Source organism: Chitinophaga sp. (assembly GCF_035538455.1).
In the GTDB taxonomy this organism is placed as follows: Bacteria; Bacteroidota; Bacteroidia; order Chitinophagales; family Chitinophagaceae; genus Chitinophaga.
Map to the genome: position 1 here is coordinate 1 of NZ_DATLKJ010000066.1, position 11,577 is coordinate 11,577.

At 46.9% G+C, this 11,577-nt stretch carries 11 protein-coding genes; 1 reads left to right on the forward strand and 10 read right to left on the reverse strand.

The genetic code is table 11. The features are described from left to right. From VM802_RS07760 to VM802_RS07800, 9 genes are all read right to left on the reverse strand, one after another. A partial coding sequence (locus tag VM802_RS07760; RefSeq protein ID WP_325529256.1) for an ATP-binding response regulator occupies nucleotides 1-2,078 on the reverse strand: 2,078 nt, incomplete at its 3' end. A 2-nt stretch (nucleotides 2,079-2,080) separates the two neighbouring features. Further along, the gene (locus tag VM802_RS07765) at nucleotides 2,081-2,653 is read right to left on the reverse strand and encodes a GNAT family N-acetyltransferase (protein ID WP_325529257.1); all 573 of its coding nucleotides are present in this window, start codon (nucleotides 2,651-2,653) and stop codon (nucleotides 2,081-2,083) included. Nucleotides 2,654-2,849: 196 nt separating this feature from the next. Next, a complete protein-coding gene (locus VM802_RS07770; RefSeq protein WP_325529258.1) occupies nucleotides 2,850-3,599 on the reverse strand; it encodes an ABC transporter permease in 750 nt (249 codons plus the stop codon). Between the two features lie 10 nt (nucleotides 3,600-3,609). Continuing rightward, nucleotides 3,610-4,389, reverse strand: coding sequence for an ABC transporter ATP-binding protein (locus VM802_RS07775; RefSeq protein WP_325529259.1), 780 nt, complete (start codon nucleotides 4,387-4,389; stop codon nucleotides 3,610-3,612). A 130-nt stretch (nucleotides 4,390-4,519) separates the two neighbouring features. Continuing rightward, a complete protein-coding gene (locus VM802_RS07780) occupies nucleotides 4,520-6,928 on the reverse strand; it encodes an ABC transporter permease (RefSeq protein WP_325529260.1) in 2,409 nt (802 codons plus the stop codon). Nucleotides 6,929-7,020: 92 nt separating this feature from the next. Continuing rightward, nucleotides 7,021-7,656, reverse strand: coding sequence for a response regulator transcription factor (locus tag VM802_RS07785; RefSeq protein ID WP_325529261.1), 636 nt, complete (start codon nucleotides 7,654-7,656; stop codon nucleotides 7,021-7,023). 7 nt (nucleotides 7,657-7,663) lie between these two features. Next, the gene (locus tag VM802_RS07790) at nucleotides 7,664-8,404 is read right to left on the reverse strand and encodes a sensor histidine kinase (RefSeq protein ID WP_325529262.1); all 741 of its coding nucleotides are present in this window, start codon (nucleotides 8,402-8,404) and stop codon (nucleotides 7,664-7,666) included. An 8-nt stretch (nucleotides 8,405-8,412) separates the two neighbouring features. After that, nucleotides 8,413-9,051, reverse strand: coding sequence for a hypothetical protein (locus VM802_RS07795; protein WP_325529263.1), 639 nt, complete (start codon nucleotides 9,049-9,051; stop codon nucleotides 8,413-8,415). Further along, complete coding sequence (locus tag VM802_RS07800; protein ID WP_325529264.1) at nucleotides 9,051-9,614, reverse strand: hypothetical protein; 564 nt, start codon at nucleotides 9,612-9,614, stop codon at nucleotides 9,051-9,053. Before VM802_RS07800 ends, VM802_RS07795 begins: the two co-directional genes overlap by 1 nt. 202 nt (nucleotides 9,615-9,816) lie before the next feature. Between VM802_RS07800 and VM802_RS07805 the strand changes: the two genes are divergently transcribed. Further along, nucleotides 9,817-10,434 carry a YdeI/OmpD-associated family protein gene (locus VM802_RS07805; RefSeq protein ID WP_325529265.1) on the forward strand — a complete coding sequence of 206 codons (618 nt, stop codon included), beginning with the start codon at nucleotides 9,817-9,819 and terminating at the stop codon, nucleotides 10,432-10,434. A 46-nt stretch (nucleotides 10,435-10,480) separates the two neighbouring features. Here VM802_RS07805 and VM802_RS07810 read toward each other — a convergent pair. Then, nucleotides 10,481-11,577, reverse strand: a 1,097-nt coding sequence (locus VM802_RS07810) for a right-handed parallel beta-helix repeat-containing protein (protein ID WP_325529266.1), incomplete at its 5' end; no start/stop codon positions are given.

The following is an 11,577-nucleotide window of genomic DNA, read 5'->3' on the forward strand; positions in this document are numbered from 1 at the left end:
GCTATCTCCTTGTAGGTATTTCCTTCTATGATAGCCTTTGTAACATCCGTCTCACGTGGGGTCAGCTGATAGAATCTGATGTTCTTCTGTATCACATCAGAAAGGCCTTCCTGCTCACTCCGCACTGCATTACCATTCATCTTTAGCATGTTATCCACGATCCTGCGCTGAAGATTGATATTCTTTTCCATCAGGGCATCAATCTTCAACAATAGTACATTCACATTAAACGGCTTAGTGATGTAATCGATAGCCCCCGCTTCAAGTCCTCTCTGGGCATCTGTTTCAGAAGATTTCGCCGACAGGAACAATATCGGGATATGTGAATATTCCGGATGCTTTTTTAAGGCTTCGGCCAATTTCAATCCATCCATTTTATCCATCATCACATCTGATATAATGAGGTTGGGCATGCCCGGATACTCCCGCAGCTGGTCTATAGCGATACGGCCATTACCCGCCCAGAAAACGTTATACTTGGGGTGGAGCTTGCGTACCAGGAAGGCTGCCATGTTGCGGTTATCTTCCACGATGAGTACGGTGGCTTTCTGATGATCATACGGTTTATTGGGAATCTCTACTATTGTATCCGTTGCTATAAGCTGTGCGGCTTCGTATTCCACCACCGTTTCTCCGGCTGACAAATAATACCGTGGCAGATCCACGGTCATACTAGTGCCTGTATTATTGGCGGCCGGGCTTACAGCCCGTACAGATCCATTCAGCGCATCTGTGATAAGTTTCACCATTGGCAGTCCAAGACCGATACCATTGTTGTTAAGCCTACGTCCAACCTGGTAGTATGGCTCAAAGATGCTGGACAACTCATTTGCCGGAATACCGTCACCGGAGTCTGTTACATCAAACGTCACCTTATCCTCATTCGCTGATAACGTGATTAAGATATCACCATCATCTGTAAACTTCATTGCATTCTCCACCAGGTTGTTTACGATGATCTGCAATGCTATGGGATCACCTTTTACATACAGATCTTCCTGCAACTGTTCACTGATCATTACTCCATCTTTCACCGCCATCTTCCGGAATGCGTCCAGCTGATCTTTTACGAGGTTGGTGAAGTTTGTTGTCTGCTGATGATCATATGAATTCATGCCTTTGTTGAGTCTTTCGAGATCAAAAAGATTATTCACATCCCTTATCAGTTTGGCGATATTTGATTTCACCACTTCCATATCTTCCTGTTGTCCTGCAGGATGAAAATCTTCCAGGTAGTTGTTGATGAGCGTCAGCGGGGTTTTGGTGGAATGCACCAGGTTCACAAATGTATTATGCCGTTGTTCATGGGCGTGCTCCAGTTGTTGTGTGCGTTCTTTCACCTTTACGGTGAGTTCATCGTTGATATTCTCCAGCCGGTCTTTTGCCTGCCGGAGTTCTTCGTACTCTTTATGTGAATTACGGATGGCAGTCCTGATGTAACTGCCCGCTAACAGGAAGAAACCAATATTGGTAAGACCATGCTCCAGTAATTGGGTTCCTTCTATGTAGGTCACCACTGGTAAGCTAAGCCACGACAGGAAGGTAGTGGACACCACGACGATCTGCTCTTTTACTTCTGCGCGGTTTTGTGTTGCGTCACGGTATTTAATACGCAATGCTTTATATAGATTGGCACCTACCACAAAGGCATATATGGATGGAATGACTACCACCAGCTTATTGTACAGGAAGAAGTTGCCTGTGATAGAATACGGAACAGCAAACAATACCACATATGGCAGCGCCACATAGATAAACATCCCGTATAGCGCGATCTGTCGCATGCCCTTCAGATCAAACGCTTTATAGAAATAGTAAATGATGTACATGCTCATACTTACTCCAGTAAAGTAAGTATACACGTACTGGTATATGATCGGGATACCCAGCCGCTTATCAGGCAGCAAGCTCCCCGCCAGGTTATATTGTATCAGAAACACCAGCAATATTAAAAACAGCAGTCTGCTTTTATCGTTGGGGCGCTCAAAATAATAGATCACCTGGAAAAACAGCATGAGGCTTTCCACAGCCGCAATAATAATTACCCCGATCTCAGCATTCGTTCCCGGCAGTAACATAATCAGGCGTTTTTCAAGCAGTAAAGATCCCCGTGGGAAAAGTCGAGTGTCTGATATACATTAAATCCATGCTTTTCGTACCAGGGCAGATTCTCTACCATGGAAGTTTCCAGGTATACTGGCCGCCCTAACCCGGTACTGTGTTTCACCACATCATCCAGCAATGTCCCACCTATCCCCTTGCCTTGATACGCCGGGTCCACACCAATAAACCAGAGGTACACAATAGGCTCAGACGGATAACCTTTCTTAATCCGGGCATCACGGTCCATTGCCTTCTTTGCACTGGAAACACCGATCACAGACAACACCAGGTTAATATCCATCAGGGTAGTTTTGAAAGTCGATTTTTTTCTGTCAGGGAGAAGGGTTAATACGCATGCTTTGCGATCCTCTGACAAAAAAACGTCACCGAAAGCGTAACACAGGTCAAATGAATACGCCATCAGTTTCCTGATGCGTTCCACTCTTTTACTGTCCTGCTTTACGATGTAGTTGACACTTTTATTGGTATCAAAGGATTTAACAAGTGTAGAGATAACAGCAGCTTTGTCGTTTAATGTAGCTTTAATCATATCGGGCATATTGATTTATCCGGGTATTTTAATGATCGGGTTCTATTACAGTCGTTCGAAAGTGTGCGCAGTTACGGGTATATGGTTTTCATTATTCAACCGTCAAAATAGTAAAAAAAATCAGATTCTCATAAAAACGAAATACCCGCTAAGAATAGTACTTAGCGGGTATTAGATTTTATTTCCGGAAATGATTCTACTTTGTATCCCACTTAAACCATTTGATCCCTATGACCGCAAACACGATCGTATAGCCGATTGCGGCCAGCAATGCCATGGTAGTTTGTGTGCTCCAGGTCGCAGGATTCAGGCTGGCAGCGAGAATCTTGTTCACGACACCATATGGCGACCATTTCACCATGTGCCCTATCTGCTCACCCAGCGCGCCGAACTCTGCGAACATGCCGATCATAATGAAAAAGAAATACACCATGCGTGTAGTGGAGTTCACAGTTTCGGGGTTTTTGATCCATCCTACGATCATTTGTCCAAGGCTGAGATACAGGGCGCCGCCAATTACAGATATAAAGAACCCGTATACATACCCCAGTGGCGTGAGCGTGATTTTATCCACTAAGTTACCAGCTGCAAATACCGACAATGTCATCATCAGCACCATGGCTATCTGTACGATAATACGGCTCATCATGATGGTCCAGGAAGAAACGGGGCCTACACGTAGCCGCTGAAAAATGCCTTTGTCGCGGTCACGGGCTATGGAATTGGAATAGCCCAGCAGCCCGATGCTGATCAGGCCAATGGTGATCCCTGTGGCCAGCACGGCAGGGCCGCCGAGCTTGTCCACCAGTCCTTTCCAGGAAATAACGATAACTATTGGTACCAGCAACACCAGCCTGAAAGAACGGCGGTTACGCCAGAGTGTTGTGAAATCCGCGCGGAGTAAGGCGCGCATCACATCAGAAGTTTTAGGTATGTTCGTTTGCATGGGATAATTTTCAGGAGCGGACAGCGCGCCCGGTGAGGCCAATAAATACATCTTCAAGCGTGATCTTGCCCTTGCGTGAAACGCTGATTACATCAGGATCGTTGCGATGCTGCGCGATCAGGGCTTCCGGGGTGTCTATAGCAATAATGCGGCCGTGATCTACAATTGCAATACGGTCGCACACGGCTTCTGCTTCCTCCATAGAGTGCGTGGTAAGCAGTACGCCGTCCCCTTGCGCACGGATGGCTTCAATGCGTTCCCACAGCTGGCGGCGCGACTGCGGATCAAGACCGGTAGTAGGCTCGTCGAGCAGCACCAGCCTGGGGTTATGGATAGTGGCGATCATGAGTGATACGCGTTGTTGCTGGCCACCGGACAACTGACCGAAGCGCTTTTCAGCGCTGTCTGCCAGACTGATCTCCGTGAGTTTTGCAGCTACCTCTTCTTTGCTAAGATTAAGACCGTAGATACCGGCAAACAACCGGATGATCTCAGATACGGTCAGCTCTGCCTGAAAACTGGTGGATTGTAATTGCACCCCCATGTTGGCGCGGGCATGCAGGGGCTTCTCGTGCAGGTTGAATCCGGCCACGGAGATACGGCCGGACTGGGGTTTCAGCAGACCTTCCACAGCGCTGAGCGTACTCGTTTTACCGGCTCCGTTAGGGCCAAGAAAACCAAATATCTCTCCTGCCTGTACATGGAACGACACGTCCTTTACCGCCTGAAAGGCGCCGTAGGACACGCTCAGCCGGTCTACTTCCAGGATAATCAGTTGTTGCTCATTCATTCTCATGAATTTTGATTGATAAATTTATGAAGCAATGATACAACAACTAAAATTTCCTCTTCCACCGAAAAAGGCAGATGCCATTTACCAGTCGGTAAAACACATAGATTGCCCGGTAAAAAATGTCGGGTTATTCCGCGCGTAAGCTCACTACAGGATTCATCAACGCTGCGCGCATTGCCTGATAGCTTACGGTGAGCAATGCGATCAGCAGCGCAGTAATACCTGCGGCGCCAAATACCCACCAGCTGATATTTACATGATACTGGTACTGTTGCAGCCAATGATCCATCAGCCACCATGCTGCCGGAAATGCTATCAGGCAGGAAATAGCTACCAGCTTTACAAATTCAGAAGATAATAATTTCACCAGGCCCGCCACGGATGCGCCCATTACTTTGCGGATACCGATCTCTTTTGTTCTGCGTTCTGCGGTATAGGCAGCCAGTCCGAAAAGCCCCAGACAGGAAATGAAGATAGCCAGACAGGAGAAAATCGTTGCCAGCCCGCCGGTGAGCATCTCAGCCCGGAACTCTTTATTAAACGCTTCATCCACGAAATTGAATTCAAAAGGATAACCAGGATTCACCGCCGTAATCACCTGTTGTGCCGCAGCAACGGCTTTCATGCGGTCTGCACCTTGTTTGAAACGAATATTGAGCCAGCGGGCACGGTTATTATCAGAGAGGAACAGAAAGGGCGCCCCGGGAGCATACATATCGTTATATAGGAAATCTTCTACTATACCCACGATCTCAAACTGCCGGTCATTTGTAATAATTCCGCCCAAGCGGCCCTCTGCTCCCATCTGCGTGGCCATTGCCCGGTTGATGATCACACTGTTGCTGTCGGCCCCGCCAGATGTACGGAAGTTGCGGCCCTCTTTTATTTGTATGTTCATCGTGGATAAAAACTGCGGGCTTACGCCTTCAAAGGTAACCAGCAGATCCTGGTCTTCCCGCTTACCCTTCCAGGAGTAACTGCCGGAATTATTCCACATCTGGAGCATGGGCAGTTCACTTAGTGCCGCATCGGCTACCAGACCGGTTTCCAACAGATCCTTGTGTACCACATCAAAATGCTGTTTCAGGCTACCTTGTAACTCCAGTGATATGACATTGTCTTTGTCGAAACCCAGGTTGCGCGACTTCACATGACTGATCTGCTGGTAAACGATGATCGTGGCAATGATCAGGATGATGGAGATGGAAAACTGAACGGTCACCAGTCCGCGTCTTACTAGTCCCGCCATGCTACCGGTTTTCAGCCGGAGGTTTTTCAACACGCTTATCGGGTTGAAGGAAGACAGATATAATGCGGGGTAACTACCGGCGAGTAACCCTGTCAGCAATCCGATGGCGATCAGCGCGCCGGCATGTAAAGGCTGAAATAGCTGAAGGGATAATTGTTTATCGATAACGAGATTAAACAATGGCAATACCAGGTATAATATACCGACAGATAATAGTACCGCTATAAATGAGAGTACCAGTGATTCTGCCAGGAACTGCATCGCCAGCCGGCTGCGGCTTGCTCCCATTACTTTACGGACACCAACTTCCCTTGCCCGTTTCTCTGCACGCGCAGTGGAGAGATTCATAAAGTTAATGCAGGCTATCACTACAATAATGATAGCGATCACTGAAAACAGTTTTACATATTTGATCCTGCCACCGCTGATTCTTCCATCCGTGAATTCATTGTGCAGGTTCCAGTCGTTCATCGCCCAGAGAAAGCACCTGGTGTCCGTCTTTACTTTGGTACCAAGGTAGTCATACAGTTGCCGGTTCACTGCCTCCACAGCAGCACCGGGCAAAAGCTCGACGTAGGTGCGGATGCTATTCGCTCCCCAGGATGTTTTCAAGAAGCTGCGCCGTTCCAGTTCTACACTGATAGGTCCTATCCATTCAAAACGGAAAGTGGTATTACCGGAGATGTTGCGGAATACGCCTGTTATCATATAGTCGTTACCGTGATTCATGCGGATTGTGCGTCCCACTACGTTGGTGCTGCCAAAGAGGTTGCGGGCCATTCTCTCTCCGATCACAATGGTGCTGCTGCTATTGAAATCAGCGGCATAACTGCCGGTAATGAAAGAGATGTTCAGCATATCGAACATGTTGACATCTGCATATACTCCTTTTATGTTGAGATCTTTTGCTCCGGTGGAGAACACCTCTTTTCTTTCGCTGGAAATGCGCGCAGCATGGGCAATCCCGGGGATATCTTGTACAATGGCTTCCGCCATAGGCCCGGGGGTGGCCATAAAAGTAGATACTTTACCATTATAGGTTTGGTTTTCTACGATATGATAGAGCCGATCGTGTTTTTTAAATTCATAATTGTATGTCAGCTCCGCTTCCACCCACAGGCAGATTAAGGCAGCACATACAATGCCGGCTGCCAGGCCGGTGATATTGAGCAGGCTGTATCCTTTATATCTGAGCAGGCTGCGCACAGCTGTTTTGAAATAGCTTCTGAACATAGTGGTCAATTGTTCGCTGTGAACAGCCAATGCAATGCCATTTCCCGGTGGCATTGATTGTCAGCGGTTTAACGGCCAGGCAGCGTAGTATATTGTCCGTATATGAATAGGAATGTCCGCAAGCGGACAGGGAAAGATTACGCAGGTCAGAGTGTAACCAGCTGACGACGGAGTGCTTCCAGCACCATGCCTGTGCGGCTCTGCACATTCAGTTTCTGGAAGAGGATCTCGCGGTATCCGTCCACTGTTCTTTCGGAGACATTCATTTTCTGTGCGATGGCTTTATAGGTGAGATCGCTGCACGCGAGGCTAAGGAACTCCTTTTCTCTTTCTGTGATGGTATCCTTCTGTTCTGCCTGCATGAGGAGCCTGCGGAAATTAACATTGGAAGCATCGTTGTAATAGGTGCCGTGGGTATGTATTTCAAGCAGGGCTCTTTCCAGCTCTGTCGGATGTATGTCTTTCAACAGGTAGGCACAGCAGCCAGCTTTCAGCATGGTAACGATGGTTGCGTCGTTATCTTTCATGGAAAGCGCTACCAGGCGTATACCGGGATAGCGACGTTGCAGGGCCGCGGTGGCTTTGGCGCCATCCATAACGGGCATGTTTACATCGAGCAATACAATATCTGGGGGGGTCGGTAACAGCAGGACCTTGTCCAGCAACTCTTTTCCATTGACAGCTTCTGCTACAATGCGAAAGCCACTGAATCCGCTGATAAGGAGGCTGAGCGATTTGAGGAATAACTGGTGATCGTCCGCAATGGCAATATTAATGTTCATAATAGTTTTATTCAACGGGTAATTTTATGAGTACGGCTGTTCCTCCTGCACTGGTTACTTCCCAGTGGATGGTGCCTCCAAGCAGGTTGGTGCGGTGCTGCATGTTGCGGATGCCCATGCCGTTGGATGACATTTCGGCTTTTGCAAATCCGGCACCATCGTCTGCAATGATGAGCAGCAGTACATTTCCGGCCATTCTCATGCTGATGTCAATAGCCTGGGGTCTTGCATGACGCAGGCAGTTCTGGATCGCTTCCTGTATAATGCGGAATAGCATGATCTGCGGCTCCGATTGCAGGGGTAATGCTTCCAGATCATGGGTAAAGGATACCTGTATCTCGCGACTGGCATTGATACGTTCTACTTCTCCTCTCAGGTTTTCCACCAGGCTGAACTGGTCCAGCCACTGACGGCTGGAAGACCTGGAGAGTGCCCGCAGGTGCTGAATGGCGGTACTAAGGGTTTCTTCGGCAATTTTAAGGGTATCCGGCACTTCCGGTAAGTTCCGTTGTGTAACGTTCACCAATAATTTAGTACTGCTTAACAGCTGGCCAACATCGTCATGAAGCTCCTGCCCAAGATGTGCAAGTGTATCTTCCTGCATTTCTATTCTGGACCACATGAGCTGTTTCTCATACTCTTCTCTCATCATTTTAATTTCGTGCAGGTAAGCCTGTTGTTTCTTTCTGTATGTTATCACCGCCATTACCACCACAAGTCCCATGATAGTAAAAAGCAGGGTGATCAAAATTACAGCTACGTATAGATCTTGTGTCCCCGGAAGCATAGAATGCCTTTTATCAGCATAATATACAACAGGTAATTGGATATTGAGTTCAAAATTGCAAAAAGATGCTGTGCTGACTTGGTATCACCGGCCAGCAACAGGTTATAGAACCCGTTCACACACATAGAACCTGCGAAATAAAAGAAGAAGGCCAGTGTGATCCAGAAATCAGGGTGCTGGAATATCGAAGCTTCGCTGTGAGGGCTTATCGTAAAAAAGGATAGCAGACACCAGCAGATGACGAGAAAACTTTCGATGGTAATATTAATACCCGGAAAATAATGCCATCCGCCGTATAAGAAACTATACCCGAGCGAGACCATCCCGAAAACGACCATAGACACATCCATACAGGATTTCCAGCCCTTGCCGGGAATCCCCAGACGGAATATAAGCGTGATCAGACAATATTCCAGCACCACAAAGAAATGGTAAACAACAAAGAAATGGAGATCTTCTTTTCCCATCAGCTCCACAATCAGCTCCGTAATAATGGATATACCAGTTAACACGGCCAGTAGCCTTACTTTTGCATATGCCAGGTTAAACAAACTGATGATGAAACAAGCCACCAGCAACACATAATATCCGTATATCCATATTTGCATTATATAGCAGGGGGTTCTGTTAATGTGTCAAGAAACGCAGATAATTCTGGTGTAATAAGCGGAGAGTTCGCAGCTTCCAATGCCTTGAACAGGTCTCTGAGCGGATTGGAATAGCCGCCGCCATTACCTCTTTCTTCAAATCCCGGATCACCCGGATCAGTGGTCAGATCACCACTGGTCGCTTTCGCGAGCAGGTGACTGTAATTGATGTGGTTATCATTGGCATCCCGCCCTTCTGCCATCAGGCTGATCTTCTGGTTTGATTCAGGTATTACAAAGTAGAACCTTACAAACTCACAACCTGGCTGACTGAGCACACGCAACAATGACGCCTTACTGAAATCTACCCAATATACGCCATTAAAAAAATTCCTCACATCCGGGTCACCCTGCACCTTCACGAAAAAGTTTGCAAGCAACTGGAGGAAAGCCCCCCATGTAATAGGCATACCATAGGTAGAGGTACCACCCGTAAAGGGCATGTTGTAATCAATCTGTTGGGGGTTATTGTCCAGATAACCCGAGGCAGCTCCATAACCGGAGTACATCATTTGATCGCTCATAGTAGATAGTTTAGCATTTAGTTAGTTGCGCAAATATTCAACTTTTACTATATGCTTTATACCGGGATTTTTCCCGTATCTGGAATTTTATGATTTTGTGACTACCTGAATCAGGTATTTTATAAATGCAGCGGAAGTAGTCTGAGCTGTGATTATAATTCCTACATTCACATAATTCCAAAATCCCCCAATAATTATTGTCATGAGCAATTATGATCCACGTATTGATGCCTATATAGAGAAATCTGCTGACTTTGCCGTGCCTATCCTCCTCCATATGCGCGAGCTCGTACATAAAGCCTGCCCTGACATTACTGAAACGATCAAATGGGGCATGCCTTACTTCGATTACAACGGCAGCATACTATGCGGAATGGCCGCATTCAAGCAACATTGTGTGTTCCTGTTCTGGAAAGCGGCATTGATGCCTGACCCCGCTGAGATACTTATCAGGGAAAAAGACCAGGCCATGGGACAACTGGGAAGAATAGAAAAACTGAAGGACCTCCCCGCTGATAAGATCATGCTGCAATACATCAGGGAAGCAGCCAGTCTCAATGAAGCCGGTTTAGTAGTGCCCAGAAAGAAACCCGCCACCAAACAGGAGCTGGACATCCCCGACTACTTTACGAGTGCGCTCAAAAAAAATAAGAAAGCATTGGCCACCTTTGATGCCTTCAGCTATTCCAATAAAAAGGAATACGTGACCTGGGTTACAGAAGCTAAAACAGAAAAGACCCGCGAAGAGCGGCTGGCTACCTCAATCGAATGGATGGCCGAAGGAAAGATCAGGAACTGGAAGTATCTGCCTAAAAAATAACACCCCACTCTCTTATTCCCAGAACAAAATGCAGCGGGCATGCATGCTACCAGACCTTATACACATGTTTCCCGGAACCGTCTATTTCAAAAGGACCAGGTGAAGGATTCCCGGTGTTCCTTTTCTTTCCGGTGTAATCTATATCCATACGGATATCTGAACCGTCAGGATTCTCAAATGGAAGTCCGGGAATTACTGTCTTTCCCAGTGTTTTTGTGGTAGCCAGCTGGCGTTTGGTTTTCAGCCATTCCCGTTTCATTCCTACTTCAAGGAAAAAACTATTGCCCTTCTTTATGAGATTGAGATTTGTATCAAAAGTGGTATCTGTAACTGCATTTTGTTCTACAGCATCAGTTTCACTGTATTTCTCCATTTGTTTCTTTGCGAGGGTATTCATTTCTCCATATCGCTTCTCTGTTTTCATCTTCGTTGCCATTACAGTGCCATTTGTATATACGTTGCCGTTAAAGGCCACAGGAAGCAGTGACCGGCTATACTGACCGGCTTTCCCTCCACGCACAAACAGGTTATTGACAAACCGGATATCACCGCCAGGATTATCATGCAAAGCCGTTATAGATGTGGAGTGTGGTTTGTGGTAAGGCGTAAGCCGCGAATCATAGTTGATTACATCTATTTTGCCTGCAAAGATATTATGCACGAAAGCCACTCCGCTGGAATTCATCGACAGGCTTGTTTTTGAGAGGGAAAGATTATTGCCCACCAGTATGGGGCCGTGATTCACCTCCAGGAAAATATCCAGTGTATTATCGCGCAGCAGGTTATTCATTACCTGCACCCCCTGTGCCATCCAATCGAGCCAGATACCCATATTGGTGTTATAGATATGATTATCCAGGATCCTGACATCCACTGCACCATGAAACTTTATCCCTGCCATCTCCGCACCGTTAAACAACCTGCGGATATGAATATCGTGTATCGTATTATGCTGAATAGTGCTGAATGAGCATCCCATGCTCCCTACAATACCTGCCTGTTCACAATAGGCGATGGTATTATTCCTGATAATATGTCCGCCGATGGTTCCTTTATTCCAGCCGAAGGCAAGGGCGCGTTTTATGGTACCTACATAACCTTCCGCTGACTCTGTATCTTTATTATCGAAGTCGTCACCATATT

Bases quoted from the DNA above. Each gene is read 5' to 3' on its own strand.
- VM802_RS07765 (WP_325529257.1), bottom strand. From the start codon at position 2,653: ATGATTAAAGCTACATTAAACGACAAAGCTGCTGTTATCTCTACACTT.
- VM802_RS07770 (WP_325529258.1), bottom strand. From the start codon at position 3,599: ATGCAAACGAACATACCTAAAACTTCTGATGTGATGCGCGCCTTACTC.
- VM802_RS07775 (WP_325529259.1), bottom strand. From the start codon at position 4,389: ATGAATGAGCAACAACTGATTATCCTGGAAGTAGACCGGCTGAGCGTG.
- VM802_RS07780 (WP_325529260.1), bottom strand. From the start codon at position 6,928: ATGCCACCGGGAAATGGCATTGCATTGGCTGTTCACAGCGAACAATTG.
- VM802_RS07785 (WP_325529261.1), bottom strand. From the start codon at position 7,656: ATGAACATTAATATTGCCATTGCGGACGATCACCAGTTATTCCTCAAA.
- VM802_RS07795 (WP_325529263.1), bottom strand. From the start codon at position 9,051: ATGCAAATATGGATATACGGATATTATGTGTTGCTGGTGGCTTGTTTC.
- VM802_RS07800 (WP_325529264.1), bottom strand. From the start codon at position 9,614: ATGAGCGATCAAATGATGTACTCCGGTTATGGAGCTGCCTCGGGTTAT.
- VM802_RS07805 (WP_325529265.1), top strand. From the start codon at position 9,817: ATGAGCAATTATGATCCACGTATTGATGCCTATATAGAGAAATCTGCT.